This is a genomic window from Methylobacter sp., from assembly GCF_030680395.1.
Classification (GTDB): Bacteria; Pseudomonadota; Gammaproteobacteria; order Methylococcales; family Methylomonadaceae; genus Methylobacter_A.
The window spans coordinates 31,177-46,039 of record NZ_JAUXVR010000007.1; the positions used below are offsets into that span (position 1 = coordinate 31,177).

12 protein-coding genes are annotated in these 14,863 nt (G+C 47.2%); 3 read left to right on the forward strand and 9 right to left on the reverse strand.

Translation table 11 applies throughout. The features are described 5' to 3' along the window. Positions 1-125: 125 nt before the first annotated feature. Positions 126-1,667: a nitric oxide reductase transcriptional regulator NorR gene (norR, locus tag Q8L79_RS02780; protein ID WP_305267826.1), complete on the forward strand. Its 1,542-nt coding sequence runs from the start codon at positions 126-128 to the stop codon at positions 1,665-1,667. A gap of 3 nt (positions 1,668-1,670) precedes the next feature. On the opposite strand, the gene Q8L79_RS02785 is transcribed toward norR, so the two are convergent. The 9 genes from Q8L79_RS02785 to rpmH form a co-directional block, all read right to left on the reverse strand. Further along, complete coding sequence (locus Q8L79_RS02785) at positions 1,671-3,608, reverse strand: N-6 DNA methylase (RefSeq protein WP_305267828.1); 1,938 nt, start codon at positions 3,606-3,608, stop codon at positions 1,671-1,673. 155 nt (positions 3,609-3,763) lie between these two features. Next, positions 3,764-4,315: a transposase gene (locus tag Q8L79_RS02790; RefSeq protein ID WP_305267829.1), complete on the reverse strand. Its 552-nt coding sequence runs from the start codon at positions 4,313-4,315 to the stop codon at positions 3,764-3,766. A gap of 188 nt (positions 4,316-4,503) precedes the next feature. Further along, positions 4,504-5,736 (reverse strand): restriction endonuclease subunit S, encoded by a 1,233-nt coding sequence (locus Q8L79_RS02795; protein WP_305267830.1) that lies wholly within the window; start codon positions 5,734-5,736, stop codon positions 4,504-4,506. Next, complete coding sequence (locus Q8L79_RS02800; protein WP_305267832.1) at positions 5,733-8,135, reverse strand: DEAD/DEAH box helicase family protein; 2,403 nt, start codon at positions 8,133-8,135, stop codon at positions 5,733-5,735. The genes Q8L79_RS02795 and Q8L79_RS02800 overlap by 4 nt, the downstream gene beginning before the upstream one ends. Before the next feature lie 162 nt (positions 8,136-8,297). Next, entirely contained in the window at positions 8,298-9,641 is a 1,344-nt protein-coding gene (gene mnmE / locus Q8L79_RS02805) for a tRNA uridine-5-carboxymethylaminomethyl(34) synthesis GTPase MnmE (RefSeq protein ID WP_305267834.1), read from the reverse strand. 6 nt (positions 9,642-9,647) lie between these two features. Next, on the reverse strand, positions 9,648-11,360 hold the full coding sequence (gene yidC / locus Q8L79_RS02810) for a membrane protein insertase YidC (protein WP_305267836.1): 1,713 nt from the start codon (positions 11,358-11,360) through the stop codon (positions 9,648-9,650). Beyond that, positions 11,353-11,586, reverse strand: coding sequence for a membrane protein insertion efficiency factor YidD (gene yidD, locus Q8L79_RS02815; RefSeq protein WP_081466894.1), 234 nt, complete (start codon positions 11,584-11,586; stop codon positions 11,353-11,355). Before yidD ends, yidC begins: the two co-directional genes overlap by 8 nt. Beyond that, complete coding sequence (gene rnpA / locus Q8L79_RS02820) at positions 11,568-11,936, reverse strand: ribonuclease P protein component (protein WP_305267840.1); 369 nt, start codon at positions 11,934-11,936, stop codon at positions 11,568-11,570. Before rnpA ends, yidD begins: the two co-directional genes overlap by 19 nt. 10 nt (positions 11,937-11,946) lie before the next feature. Continuing rightward, positions 11,947-12,081: a 50S ribosomal protein L34 gene (rpmH, locus tag Q8L79_RS02825; protein ID WP_104427604.1), complete on the reverse strand. Its 135-nt coding sequence runs from the start codon at positions 12,079-12,081 to the stop codon at positions 11,947-11,949. A gap of 168 nt (positions 12,082-12,249) precedes the next feature. Between rpmH and dnaA the strand changes: the two genes are divergently transcribed. Together dnaA and dnaN are read left to right on the forward strand one after the other, a co-directional pair. Beyond that, positions 12,250-13,566, forward strand: coding sequence for a chromosomal replication initiator protein DnaA (gene dnaA, locus Q8L79_RS02830; RefSeq protein ID WP_305267844.1), 1,317 nt, complete (start codon positions 12,250-12,252; stop codon positions 13,564-13,566). A gap of 188 nt (positions 13,567-13,754) precedes the next feature. Then, the gene (gene dnaN, locus Q8L79_RS02835) at positions 13,755-14,855 is read left to right on the forward strand and encodes a DNA polymerase III subunit beta (RefSeq protein ID WP_305267845.1); all 1,101 of its coding nucleotides are present in this window, start codon (positions 13,755-13,757) and stop codon (positions 14,853-14,855) included. Positions 14,856-14,863: the final 8 nt, after the last annotated feature.

The window sequence follows — 14,863 nt, forward strand, 5'->3', positions numbered from 1 at the left end:
GGTGCTTATAGATAAGAGCACTTACCATGCCAAGCAAAAAACCTTATGTTTTCAGGTGTTGCCAAAGTATCGTTGTATAATTAACATCAGCTTCAAGTTGTTTAATTGACATCAACGTTATCACTATGACGACAAACTCATTTTCCGCCTCGTTAATTTCCATTGTTGCCGACCTGTCCGCGCGCATGTCGGCGGAACAACGCTACCAACGTTTGTTGGAACATTTGTGCCGGATTTTTCCTTGCGATGCAGCGGCGTTGCTCAGGTTTGAAAACCATTGCCTGATACCGCTGGCAGTTAACGGCTTATCGGAAGATACCTTGGGACGGCGTTTTGTCGTCAGCGAGCATCCGCGTCTGGCGCAGATTTTGGCCTCCACTCAATCGGTGCGCTTTGCCGCCGATTCCGACCTGCCCGATCCGTACGACGGATTGATTGAAACAGATAACGATCAACTGCTGGTGCATGATTGCATGGGGGTTACGCTGTTTATCGATGGCGAACCCTGGGGCGTTTTAACACTGGACGCGCTGACTCCCGGGATTTTTGACAATATCGACCCGCTGCAACTCAACACCTTTATCAGCCTGACAGCGGCCACGGTCAAGGCGGCGGGACTGATTGCCTCGTTGGAACAGCGGGTGCGTTATGCGACCCAAACCTTATTCAAGGAAAATACCGACCACGACATGATCGGCGACAGCGACTGCATGCGGAAATTGCGTAATGAAATTTCCATCGTCGCCCCGTCGGAGCTGGCGGTTTTAATTTTGGGCGAAACGGGAGTTGGTAAAGAACTGGTTGCCCTGCGCATTCATATGGAATCGAATCGCGCCGATCAAGTCATGGTCTACGTCAATTGCGCGGCATTGCCTGAGAGTATTGCCGAGAGCGAGTTATTCGGCCATATTAAAGGTGCATTTTCCGGCGCCATCAGCGACCGGACCGGCAAGTTCGAGCTGGCCAACGGCGGCACGATTTTTCTGGATGAAATCGGCGAACTGCCGCTTTCCATACAGGCCAAGTTATTGCGCACCTTGCAAAACGGCGAGATACAGCGCGTCGGCAGCGATAAGCAAATCAAAGTCAATGTGCGGGTCATTGCCGCAACCAACCGCAATCTGCAACAGGAAGTCGCGGCGGGGTTGTTTCGCCCGGATCTTTACCATCGTCTGGCTGTTTATCCGATGCAGGTTCCGGCATTGCGCGAGCGGGGAAAAGACGTTTTATTGCTGGCCGGTGCTTTTCTGGAAAAAAACCAGCAGCGTTTGGGCGTTAAAAAGTTGCGTCTGGATCAGGACGCCAGGAAAGCCCTGTTGGATTACCACTGGCCGGGCAACATCCGCGAGCTGGAGCATCTACTCAGCCGGGTGGCGTTAAAATCGGCGACCCCGGAAAATCGCCAGGCGGATTTCATCACCATTTCCCTGGCCTATCTGGATATAGTACCGAAGCCTTTGAATGCTCCGCATGTCGACGCCGTACTGGATTCATCGACAGCTTTGCCCGCGTCGATAGACTTTAAAAACACGGTTGACGAGTTTCAGCGCCAACTCATCCAGCAACAATTAGCGGCGCAACAGGGGAATATGGCTGCGACGGCGCGGGTACTGGGACTGGACCGGGGGAATTTTCATCGTCTGCTGAAACGCTTGGCGATTAAATAATGATTACTCCACCAACAAACCCCGCAAATTGGCCATAGCCGTAGCCGCAATCTGCCCTTGCAGATTGATATTGTCGATAATCTCCAACACGGTGCGGGTATCAACAATTGCTTTAACATTGGGATTAACGGCTTTTAAATCATAAACCGCTGCATCAATGTCAGCGGCCTTGGTTTGCGCCTCACGAACGGCTTTTTCCTTGATTTTTATCGCCTCTTCGATAGCCGATATTTTTTCCTTATCGGCCTTATCTTTTTTCAGCGCTTTCAAATCTTCTTTCAGCGGTAGTAATGCTTCAGTGAGGTTTTTAACCTCCTCCAGAAACGGCAGCATATCTGCCTGAGCCTTTGCACGGCGGGCGGTAAAGTCCATCGTCCAGGAAAAATCGCTGTTCGCTTCAGGAGTTCCATGTTTGGCAAGCAACCTTGCAACCGAAGGGAAAAATTTATCCTGATTGCCTTCCTGTTCCAGCCATTCAGCGGTCAATGGCCTAGGCAAATCAGCATCATCTAAAATGCCACCTTGCTTATCAAAGCCAAAATACGCCAAAGTCGTCGGCGTTTTCTTGCCGACCTTAATTTGCGACAAATCGTAATACCAGATGCGTTCGGTTTTTTTGCCCTTGGTAAAAAACAGCAGATTGGTTTTAACTCCGGCCCCCGCCGTTGAAAACACGCCGCCGGGCAAACTGATAATGCACCACAAATCGCATTCATCGACCAGCTTACGCTTGGTTTCGACAAAAGCGCTTTCATTGGTTCGGAACAACAAGCCCTCATCCAGCACAATGCCGCAACGCCCGCCTGCTTTGCCGTCCATCGGCATTTTCAGGTCAGCCAAAATATGTTGCAGGAATAAAACCTGGGTCGAACCGGTCTCAAAACTGTAATTCTTTTGCGCATCAGTGCCTTCCTTGCCGCCAAACGGCGGATTGGTCAGGATCACATCGAAAGTGGCCGGGGCTTGCTCAAACAAACCGGCATACGTAGGCCGGTTGGTCAGCGTATTGCCGTGCCATAAATTCGGTTGATCTATACCGTGCAAAATCAAATTGGCTAACGCAATAGGAAAAACCAGGTTCTCTTTTTCCCTACCGAAAAAAGTATCGTGTTTCAGCACATCCAACATCGTAGCGGCGGGCGCATTGCCCAAATTGCGGCTGATATGCTCAAACGCCACCGCCAAAAACCCGCCGGTGCCGCAACAAGGGTCGTAAACCGTCTCCCCGGCTTGCGGATCGAGAATATGCACCATGCCTCGAATCACTTCGCGCGGGGTAAAAAACTGGCCGCCGTCGGAGTTTTTCTCGCCCATTTTCAACAGCAAATCTTCATAGACTTGCGACAAGGTAAAAAAGTGAGTGTCGTCGATATGGTCGATATGGATTTCATGCACCTTGTCGAGAATATCGCGCAGATTGGTTTCACTATCGACCCGCACTTTTTCCACCGCCGTCATAATCCGGCCGATTACTCGTTGCTTGCGGCTGGCATTGCTATTGGGCAACTGGCTGATAGGATCAATATCCAAACTGTGCAAATGCGGCAACAGCTCGTTATTGATAAACTCGAACAGCTTGCCGTCGCCCGCCGCGTAAAGCTCCTTGCGCTTCCAGCCGATAGCTTGTTCTTCCGTATCCTCTTTATCGGCAAACGGCGCGGCCCAATCCTGCCAACGGTACGGCGCAGTCAAGGCCGGTGCATAATCGTTACCCAAAGCCTCGGCTTCTTCCCGCGCCTTTTGCTCTTGAGCATCCAGAATGCGCAAAAACAGGATCCAGGTCAATTCCGGCACATACTGCAAGGCGCTGGCGCAATTGGAGCGGCGCATCACATCGCAAATGGCTTTGACAAATGAGGATAGCGATTGCGTGGAAGCGATGGACTTGGGCGATTTGCCTTTTTTCGCTGTTTTTATCGTGTTGTCCAACTTGTTCTTCATAATTGATGATAATTTCGTAGGAGCGGGCCATGCCCGCGAAAATAATATTTAAATAACCTGAAATTCGAGAGCTCATATTTTAATTTCGACCATTACGAGGACATCCTCGTAATGGTCTTAAATCACCTGATTAAAACCACGTTTGTGACTAACAATCAAACCCAAATCGCATTCCAAAACGGATAATCCCCTACCCGTTGAACCAGCCCCGCCCGCAAAGGATTGGCAATAATGTATCGAGCGATATTGAGTAAATCCTCCTCGGCGCGTAAGGCGTGATCATGATACCCCGGGTCCCAGAGCGTCCCGCGCCGTTCCAGAACACAATTCGCCAATCTTGAGCTGGACGATTTCAGTCGATTCACGACAATGCCCAAGTTATCTTGAATGCCCAAACCAACCAGCCAATGCGCATGATCCGGCATCAGAACCCAAGCAAGTATTCGGGCATCGCCAAGAATTTCGTTGTTTTCAAAGCACCGGGCTGCGGCGCAACCGGCGTTAAATTCATCAAAAAAACGTTGCCGATTAAGTGTTGTAGCGGTTATCAAATAAACGTGGTTGGGCAAAGACACCCTTCCCTTGCGCAAAGCCTGCTGTCCGGGTCGATTCTTTTGTGGGAACGGGGCGCGCCCTCGATTATTACCGACCGTAATCTGTTCGCGGGCATGGCCCGCTCCTACAATAAATTTATTTGAACATGGCATTCTTACTCCTTCTCAATGACTTGAGTCGGTAAGTCTTCTCAGAAGGTTTGTTGAGATTATTCTGCTGCATATTGAGCTGCCAAGGTTCTGTCCTGTAGGAGTGGGCCGTGCCCGCGAATGGGGCTAGGCATGACTCAGATCGCGGGCACGGCCCGCTCCTACAACGAATTTATTGACACATCGCATTCTTATTTCTGCTCAAAAGCTTTGGCGAGTAAGCGTTCAGGGATTTTATTAAGCTCATTCAACTGTTCTTGCATCGCTGATTTAACCGACTTTAACGTTGCCAAGGCTTTAGACACCCTGAGCTGTTCTTGATAAGGCGGCAGCAAAATCGAACCTTCCGCCAGCCGATTAAACAACATTCGTTCCCGTACCGCGCCGCGCGCCAATGAATTGATGCATTGCTCGCCATAAGGCGACCTGAGCCAATAATAAAACCAGCGCGAATCGACCAGCCCGGCTTTGCCTTGCAAGGCGACATAATCCGGGCTGGTGATTCCGGGTTCATCGTCGTCATCGACAAAGGCAATCGAGCCGATCAAGATACGCATCGGGTTATAAAAAACCGTGCCGCAAAATACCGGCTTGTAGCGTTGCGGCTGTTTGCCCGGCGGTTCTCTCGTCGTCGTAGGAGCGGGCCGTGCCCGCGATTGGGCTTCAACGTGACTCAAATCGCGGGCACGGCCCGCTCCTACGGTTTTAGCTGCGGCTAAGCCGCCACGGGTTGCACCCAATACCGGGTAATCCGCCCAGGTTTCGCCTATGCCTTTTTTGACTTCTGCCAACACCTCGCCCAAACGGGTTTCGGTGACCGGCGATTGTTCAATGCTTTCGCGGATATAAGCATTCGCCAGATTGACGATTTCCTGTTGTTGTAATTCTAAGGCTTTGCGGGCGGTTTCTACTTCGGCGAGTTGGGCTTTAAGTTTAGTGGTTATTTGGCACTGTTCTTCAATATCGGGAATTACTAATTCTTGATTTAAGTATTCCTTCATCTGCAAATTTCTAATTCCCGTCGTAGCAGTTTGAAATTTTTCAGTCTGTCCGCTCCAATGAACATTTAGTAGTCTTAGTAACAAATATTCAGGTTCAACAACGCTTTTTTTAACTCTTAAACACGAAATAAAATTACCACAAATAAATCTCCCTTCCTCTTTGAAAATCGCTACTCTCCCTACTGGCTGTTTTTCACCACCCCCTGACCTTTCAAGTAAAATATCATTCAGAAAAAGCTTTTTCTTCTCGTAAATCACATCTGGAATATCCAACAATGCTTGGTTCTTTAAAGCTAATTCTCCTGAATTTAGAAAGTTTGTAGACCTCAATACTGAAACAGCGGTTGCCTGATCTATTGCCGATTCGCCCCACGCTCCAGCGTCCCATGATTCAAGTAAATCTAAAAGCTTGAGCTTATTCATATCCCAAATAACCTTCCTTTAGCTTCCAATATAACCGCACCCGGTTGTCCCCATTTTTTCAATGCCGCCAATCCCCCAGCCCGGCTGATTTCCGGCACTTGCCAGAGCGAGTCAGATTCCAATGCCTCGGTGCCGCCCAAGCCAAACTGATGACCGAAGCCTTTCAGCACAACCGCAGTATCGCTCGGCATGTCTTCGAACCAGGGTAGATTCCGGTCGAGATAACCTTGGCCGCGCTCCTGCCGTTTCAAGGCTTGGGCGCGATAGCCGTGGTGGGCGAACATGTCGTAATAATCAAAATCCTGCATTTCTTCCAGTTCCCGTAAGACTTCGGGCGAGTAGTTTTCGCCCAGCAAATGATCGATCAAGTCGCGGCGTTTTTTGTTTTCTATCCACAGTTGCCGGAAATCCTGCAAGTTGCCCGCTTCGCGTAGCACCTGTTGCAGCATTTCCCGACGGTATTCTTCTATCGGGATTTTCACATCCCGGCCTTCGCGGCGGGTCAGGATAAATCGGCCTTCGGAGTTGACGCTGACAGTTTGCCCGTCAATTTGAATCACCGGCGGTTCGTCTCCTCCCTCGCCACCATCCCCGCCGTCTTCGCCACCGCCGCCGGTTTTCTTTCTACCTGAACTGTGCGCGGTAATGAAATCGGTGCCGAACAAATCGGTTACGCCGGTGTAGTCGTACAGCCAGAATTTGTATTTTTGTGTGACTTCGTCGATGCGTGTGCCGCGTCCGAGCATTTGGTAAAACAGGATGCTGGATTCGAGATAACGAAAAAACACCACCGCATTGAGCCGTTCTATATCGACGCCGGTCGCCAACAAATCGACGGTACAGGCGATAAAGGCCCGTTCGCCGGAGCCGCGCATCGGTTCGATCATCTCGCGCCCGCCGTTAGCGGTGCCCATGCATTTGAACGCGTAATGTTCTTTGGCGGTGCGGCCCTGTTGTTTGCACCATTGGCTGTAAAGGTTGTTCATCTGCATCGCTACACGATCGGCGTGGATTTCGCGGGTGCAGAAAATAATCGCTTTTTGCTCGGGACCGCCGTGCAGGCAAAGCTGCTTGAACAAATCCTCGCACATGGCCGCAATGCGTTCCGGCATCAGTAGTTGGCTGTCGAAATGCCGGGACGTGTATTGGTCTTTGATTTCTTCTTGCCTGATTTCTCTGCCGGTTTTGGCATCAATTGGGTTGGCTTTGAGCACTTCGTCGCTGGTAAAAGTTTTGCCGTCTATCGAGGCCTTGCGTTTGACGATTTCGCAGGCGGCCAGATACCCGTCTTCTTGGGCTTGGATCAGGTTGTATTCGTAAACCGGTTCGCCAAAATACTTTAGGTTGTTGGCGGTGATCAGGGCATCATCTTTGTTTTGCGTTTTAGATTCGCGCAGTTGTCGGGGCGTGGCGGTCAAGCCAATCTGCACCGCATTGGGATTGCGCAGTAACACTTCCGACCAACGGCCCCAGGCGGAACGATGACATTCGTCAATGATAATCATGCTGAAAGCATCGGGAGGGTAATGTTCGCTAAGAAAGCTGGTTGTGTCATTGTCTTCGTCATCCAGACCTAAAGTTTGATAAGTGGCGATATGAATCCGGGCATTTTTTGCGCTGTTTTCCCCTTTGCTGTTAGTAACGATACGAGCATTGTCACCGAAGACTGCTTTGAGTTTGTTGTAACCCTGTTCGCGTAGTTCGTCCCGATCGCAAAGAAATAAGGCCGGTTTAGGCAAACGCTGAGCTTGATGCAAGCGCCACAACAGGTTTGCCGCAATGACGGTTTTACCGGCCCCGGTGGCTAATGACAACAACACTCGACTGGGCTGCCCATTTTGTTCGCAACGCAGAATTTTTTCAAAACAGGCGCGAATCGCGGCATCCTGATAATAACGGGCTTTAGGATAAGCCGGACTGTCGGCCATGAATAACAAGGCCGATTCGGGTTTGCCAATATCAATTCCCGTATCGTTGGCATAACGTCGGGTTAAGTCATCGTGGCTGGGAAAATGGTCTTTGAGTGAATGCGGCCCGGCCTGCAAGCCGCTGATTTTATGGTATTCGCCGTACAAATGGCCGTTGGTGGCAAACACATACTGAACGTTAAAGCGGCTGCATTCGGAATAACCTTTGGCTTGCTGCATGCCTTTGAGCGGGTCTTCCGATTGTTTTTTGGCTTCCAATACGCCGACCGGTAACGGCTTAGGCATGTCGCCTGCTTGTACGCAAAGCAGGTAATCGGTGCGGCCGCCGCCTGCGCGCCGACGGCCTTTATGGCCGATGGCTTCTACCGGCGCAGGCGTTTCAAGTTTGAGTTTGGAATGATCGTCATACCCTTTTTCGCGAAGTACCGGATCAATCAGGTAATAGCGGGTTTCTTGTTCGTTATAGCTCATGGTATTTCCCTATTGATGGGGTTCCTTGCGAACTGATTAAAACTGACTATGAAACATTCTCTGGTAAAAACTATTTTGCTGCAACTTGGGCTAAACGTAGGTTAATTTGTAAAGCCTTTAATTTTCTTTGGGGAGGCTTAGAAGGGCTAATTATTTAAACTATTACTTTCCGATGCAAAAACTGGAAAATATTTTCCCGAGTAAATCATCCGAGGTGAATTTTCCGGTAATTTCCGCAAGGCTGTTTTGAGCCTGTCTTAAATCTTCCGCGACCAGTTCTCCGGCTTGGCTGCCTCTTAACTGGTCTAAAGCGCTTTCGACAAACTCATGGCCTTTGCTCAAGGCTTCGATATGCCGTCTTCGGGCGATAAAAACGTTATCGGTAGCCTCGTTAAAACCGACGCTCTGTTTGAGGTGTTCTTTCAACAGTTCCATGCCGCTGCCGGTTTTTATCGACAGGTAGATTTGGGTGCCGGACTCGGTTTGTTTTATTTCCGGTTCTAACCCTAACAGGTCTATTTTGTTGTAGATTCGGGTGATGTTGCCGGATGGCAGTGTTGTTAATATCGACTCAACTTCCGGGTCTCTTGCATCGATCAGCAATAAGATTTTATCGGCGTTTTTGATTTCCTGGTGAGCCCTGCGGATGCCTTCTTGTTCTATCGGATTGTCGCTTTCGCGCAGGCCTGCGGTGTCGATGATATGCAGGGGCATGCCGTCCAGCTGGATGCGCTCTTTTAACACGTCGCGGGTGGTTCCGGCTATGTCGGTGACTATCGCGGCTTCGTGTCCGGCCAGCGCATTAAGCAGGCTGGATTTTCCGGCGTTGGGTTTGCCTGCCAAGACGACGGTCATGCCGTCGCGCAATAAGCGTCCCTGTTGTGCGGTTTTTTGGATTTGTTCGATGCGGTGCAGTATGTTGACAATCCGGTTTTCGACCACGCCATCGGTCAAAAAATCGATTTCCTCATCGACAAAATCGATAGCTGCTTCGACGTAGGTTCTGAGCTCGGTCAGTTCTTCGACCAGCTCATTGATCTGTACTGAAAAAACGCCCTGCATCGATTTTTGCGCCGAGCGGACCGATTGTTCGGTGCTGCTTTCAATCAAGTCGGCGACAGCTTCAGCTTGAGCTAAATCGAGTTTGTCATTAAGAAAGGCGCGTTCGGTAAATTCACCGGGGTTGGCTAAGCGTGCGCCCAACGATAAAACCCGCCGCAACAGCATGTCCAATACAACCGAGCCGCCGTGACCTTGAAGTTCGAGTATGTCTTCACCGGTGTATGAAGCCGGAGCAGGAAAATAGAGGCTGATGCCGGAATCGATGACCGAGCCGTTGTCATCGGTAAACGATGAATATTGGGCCAGTCTGGGAATTAACGTTTTATTGACGAGGTGTTTGGCGATTTCGGGAACCAATGCCCCCGAAATGCGAATGATGCCGACACCGCCATTCCCTGGCGGTGTCGCAATGGCTGCAATGGTATCTCGGTTTTCTATGTCCACTTAAGCCTATGGCATTTTAGCTATTTGCTTGGTGATATACGACTGTTGAATAATAGACAGGGTATTGTTGACTACCCAGTATAAAACCAGACCGGCCGGGAAAAACAGGAAGAATATGGTAAAGACGATCGGGAACATCTTCATCACTTTAGCCTGTATCGGATCAATCGGCGCAGGATTTAAGCCTTGCTGAATTTTCATGGTGATACCCATGATGACCGGCAATACATAAAACGGGTCCTGTATCGATAAGTCCTGTATCCATAACATGAAAGGCGCCTGACGAAATTCGACGGTTTCGCTCAATACCCAGTATAAACACATAAACACCGGAATCTGCACCAAGATAGGCAAGCAGCCGCCCAATGGATTGACCTTTTCTTTTTTATACAGGGCCATCATTTCGGTGTTGAAACGCTGTCTGTCATCAGCAAATCGTTCTTGCAGTTCTTTAAGACGCGGCTGAATTTTGCGCATCTTGGCCATTGATTTATAGCTGGATTGCGACAATGGAAAAAACAGTAATTTAATACACAGTGTTACGCCGATAATGGCTACGCCCCAGTTACCGGCAGCATCGTGGATCTGGTTCAATAACCAATAAATGGGTTTGCCGATAAAGGTTAAAAAGCTGTAATCAACAGTCAACTCAAGACCCGGCGCTATGTTTTCCATCATCGGCTGGATTTTAGGACCGGCGAATAATTTGGCAACAAATTGAGCGTCTGAATTTGCGTTAACGGTAACCGGTGGAGAATAAGTTCCGATAACATATTGTCCGTCACTCAATGACTTGGTATAGAAATGATTTTCCTGATCGGCCGGTGGAATCCACGCAGAAGCAAAATAATGCTGAATCATTGCTGTCCAACCGCCTTTGGTTGCCACATCAAGATTTTCATCAACCATGTCATCAAAGCTTATTTTTTGGTATTTTTCTTTTTCGGTATAAATAACGCCGCCGTCATAAGCTCTCATACCGCCAGTCAGCATCCCTCCTTTGCTGCCGGTATCCGGTGCTTTAAGCAGCTGACTGTATTGTCTGCCTGACCAGGGCTTACCGGAATCATTTTTTACTTTTTGTTCCAGTGTTATTTCATAACTGCCGCGTTTAAAGGTAAACAGTTTGGTAATAGTCAGGCCATTATTATCAGTCCATGTTAAGGGTACCGTTAAACTGTCTTGCCCCGGTTTTAGATCGTAACTGGTCGCTTCATTTTTAAATACGCTGTGGTGGCTCGGCGCAATTGCAAAACCGCTGTCGGCAATTAAACCGCTTTGCGCAACAAATAATTTTTCCTGACTACTGTCGAATAAGCGTACTGGAGCGGTGTTTTTTTCCGCAACGGATAAACCGACCATTGTTCGTAGCTTATCTACGACAGTGTTGGATTTTTCTATCGGGTAGTTCAGTAAATCCAGATTCTGGATTGTGCCCCCTTTCGGATCAATTTGGAGCGCAAGCACATCGGTTTTAACGGTAATGACATTGGCAGATGAAACTGTTGACAATGGAACGGCTGCGGTATTTTGCTCTGCCGGTTCTGTTTGCGCCGATGCACCTGTGGCAGAAGGTAAATCTTCTTTGGTATTGGCGGCTACAGTGTCTGTAATAGCGGCAACTTCAGGTTTCGGGCCATAATCCAGTTGCCAGGCTTGTTGCAGCATAAAAACAAGCATTGCAAAAGTAACGATCAGTACAAATCTTATATTATCCATTCTTATTACCAAATTTTTCCGGAACGGGATCAATGCCACCTTCATGGAACGGATGGCATTTCAATAATCTTTTGAGGGAGAGATAAGAGCCGATAATGGCCCCGTGGAGCTGAAGCGCTTCCAGAGAATAACTTGAACAACTTGGATAGAAACGACATCTATCGCCTAGCAGAGGGCTAATAAAGTATTTATAAAACTTTATAATTGCTATGAGTATGAATCGCATCGGGATACCAGCTTAAGCCAATGCCTTTCCAATGATTTTCTTAACAAATCCAGCGGAGCATCTACGGCTTCTCTACGAGCCAAAACAACAATATCAATATTTCCCAAGCCATGTTGTTTTATTCTAAAGTTTTCCCGGACAGTTCGTTTAATTACATTCCTTTGCACTGCCTTTCTTATATTTTTTTTAGCAATTGCCAAGCCTAGCCGCGGATGATCGAAATCATTTCTTATGGCTAATAGGGTAAAATATTGGTCACTTGATTTTACAGGCTTAGCAAAAACCTTTTTATATTCAGCCGGTTTTTTTAACCGTAACTGCGGGGGGAAACTAAAAACTTCTTCAGCCACCAACCGTCAACTAAACGGTTAACTGGGCGCGACCTTTTGCTCTGCGAGCATTGAGAACTTTACGGCCGCCTACGGTTGCCATTCTTGCACGAAAACCGTGGGTTCTTGCGCGTTTGATTTTACTTGGTTGGTATGTTCTTTTCATTTTACTTAAGGCCTGATCGGATGAGTGTTAACAAAAACAGATAAAAAAGACAGCGGATGATAAAATAAACCATTAGGCCTGTCAATTCTGTAGCGCAATGTTTTATTGCTGTATAGTGATAAAAAGCAAAATTACACTATTAATTTTAATCAACTTTTTACTATTTCAATGAGCTCAATTTGGAACAACTGCCTTTCTAAACTTGAAAATGAAATTTCAGGTTCTGACTTCAGTACATGGATACGGCCCCTTCAGGCCATAGAAAGCGATGAACAAATAAAATTATTAGCGCCCAACCGTTTTGTACTGGACTGGGTTAAAGAGCATCACTTTGCAAAAATTGAAGAGACCATTCATGAGTTTTCTAACGGCACATTAAATTTGAGCCTGGAAATCGGTTCCAGAAATTCGTCCGTTGCAACGGCTGCAAAAGTAGCCAAGCCTGCCGGAACTCAAAAAACCAGCCCCAACTTCCTGAATAAGGCATTTACTTTCGACAGTTTTGTTGAAGGTAAATCCAATCAGTTGGCAAGGGCTGCTTCAATGCAGGTTTCCGAGAACATCGGCAAGGCTTATAACCCATTACTTATTTACGGCAGTTCAGGTTTGGGTAAAACCCACATGATGCACGCAATAGGCAATGCCGTTTTACAAAAAAATCCTTCCGCGACCGTCGTTTATCTGCACTCTGAAAAATTCGTTCAGGATATGGTTAAGGCATTGCAGCAAAATTCGATCAATGCGTTCAAGGAGTTTTATCGGGGCGTTGATGTGCTGCTAATTGACGACATTCAATTTTTTGCCGGCAAGGAACGCTCGCAGGAAGAGTTCTTTCATACGTTCAATACGCTGTTGGAAAAGAAACATCAGGTGATTTTAACCTGCGACAAATATCCCAAAGAAATCATAGGTCTTGAAGACCGCTTAAAATCACGGTTTGGCTGGGGACTTCCTGTTCTAATCGAGCCCCCGGATATGGAAACCAGAGCCGCTATTTTAATGAAGAAGGCGGCTTTTGTTAATATTGAACTAGCCCAGGATGTGGCTTTTTTTATCGCTAAAAGAATCCCCTCCAACGTTCGGGATCTGGAAGGCGCTCTAAGACGAGTCATTGCCAACGCACAGTTTACCGGTCGTGAAATTACTATCGAATTCACCAAGGAAGCGCTGCATGATTTAATTTCCTTGCAGGACAAACTCGTTAATATCGACAATATCCAGAAAACGGTTGCCGAATATTTTAAAATTCGAGTTGCCGATTTGTCGTCTAAAAATAGAAAACAATCGATTACCCGACCGCGACAAATGGCTATGTGCCTGGCCAGAGAACTGACATCGCACAGCTTTCCTGAAATTGGCGATGCATTTGGCGGTCGTGATCATACAACAGTAATGAACGCCTGCAAACGAATTGCCGAGCTAAAAGAAGCTGACAACAAGATTGCTGAAGATTATTCGAACCTGTTGAGAACCCTGTCACATTGACGGGGAACAACCTGTGGATAAAATGTACTTTTACTAACATCATTTAGTTAACTACAATCCGTACACGTTAAACCAGCACCCTTAACCACATTGTTTATAACAACACAACTAATTGATTATTAAGGATAAAAATCTGTTTTCAACAGGTTCCTTTTAAGCTAGTAGTAATAATAGAAAAATATTCTTTTATGAAATTTATTATTAATAGAGAAGAAATCCTGGCCCCTTTGCAGCAAATAGTCAGCGTGATAGAGAAAAGGCAAACGATGCCTATTCTTTCCAATGTCCTAATGGTTATTGATAAAGATGAACTTATTTTGACGGGTACTGATCTGGAAATTCAGATCATCGCTAAAATCAATATCGCAACAGCTACGCCGGGGTCGATTACGGTACCGGCCAGAAAATTCCTGGATATTTGCAGGCTTCTACCTAACGGAGCCGAAATAAAATTTGAGTTGCAGGACGATAAAGTAAAAATCGCCTCCAGTCGCAGCCGTTTTTCCTTGAGTTGTTTGCCTGCAGATAATTATCCTGAATTTGCTGAATCCGAATTAGAGAATCATTTGTTCATCAATGCCGGCAAATTTAAAAAAGCACTCGATAAGACGGTTTTTTGCATGGCCAATCAGGATGTTCGTTATTACCTGAACGGCTTATTGCTTAATGTATCCAACAGTAAGTTGAAACTGGTTGCATCGGATGGACACCGCTTGTCCATTTATGAGGATAATCTTGATCAGGCGACCGGTTTTGAAGCCCGAATTATTTTGCCCAGAAAAGGCGTTCTTGAACTGAGTCGCTTGCTGGACGACTCGGAAGCTGAATTGAAAGTTGAGTTTTCCAGCAACAATATTAGAATTTTTATCAAGAACCTGATTTTCTCGGCGAAACTGGTGGACTCTAAATATCCTGATTTCGGCAAAGTTTTCCAGCAAGAATTTTTTAACCAAATCCATATTCAAAAGCAGATATTGAAAGAAGCATTGACTCGTGTCGCTATCTTGTCGAATGAAAAATTCAAGGGCGTGACCTTTGACATTAAATCTGACAGCCTGAAAATCAGCACTCATAATCCCGAGCATGATGAAGCTGAGGAAGAACTGTTTATTGAATACACGGGTGAACCGTTAACGATTGCTTTTAATGCGCAATATTTACTGGATGCTGTTTCAAACCTGGATTCCGAGCTTGCGGTTCTGACCATTGCGAGCAATGCCAGCAGTTGTTTTATAGATGAGCCTGGTGATTGCGGGTATAAGTTTATTGTTATGCCCATGAGACTGTAATATTGCAG

What these genes read in the sequence shown, in the direction of transcription:
- norR (WP_305267826.1), top strand. Translation starts at nt 126, where the DNA reads ATGACGACAAACTCATTTTCCGCCTCGTTAATTTCCATTGTTGCCGAC.
- Q8L79_RS02785 (WP_305267828.1), bottom strand. Translation starts at nt 3,608, where the DNA reads ATGAAGAACAAGTTGGACAACACGATAAAAACAGCGAAAAAAGGCAAA.
- Q8L79_RS02790 (WP_305267829.1), bottom strand. Translation starts at nt 4,315, where the DNA reads ATGCCATGTTCAAATAAATTTATTGTAGGAGCGGGCCATGCCCGCGAA.
- Q8L79_RS02795 (WP_305267830.1), bottom strand. Translation starts at nt 5,736, where the DNA reads ATGAATAAGCTCAAGCTTTTAGATTTACTTGAATCATGGGACGCTGGA.
- Q8L79_RS02800 (WP_305267832.1), bottom strand. Translation starts at nt 8,135, where the DNA reads ATGAGCTATAACGAACAAGAAACCCGCTATTACCTGATTGATCCGGTA.
- yidC (WP_305267836.1), bottom strand. Translation starts at nt 11,360, where the DNA reads ATGGATAATATAAGATTTGTACTGATCGTTACTTTTGCAATGCTTGTT.
- yidD (WP_081466894.1), bottom strand. Translation starts at nt 11,586, where the DNA reads ATGCGATTCATACTCATAGCAATTATAAAGTTTTATAAATACTTTATT.
- rpmH (WP_104427604.1), bottom strand. Translation starts at nt 12,081, where the DNA reads ATGAAAAGAACATACCAACCAAGTAAAATCAAACGCGCAAGAACCCAC.
- dnaA (WP_305267844.1), top strand. Translation starts at nt 12,250, where the DNA reads ATGAGCTCAATTTGGAACAACTGCCTTTCTAAACTTGAAAATGAAATT.
- dnaN (WP_305267845.1), top strand. Translation starts at nt 13,755, where the DNA reads ATGAAATTTATTATTAATAGAGAAGAAATCCTGGCCCCTTTGCAGCAA.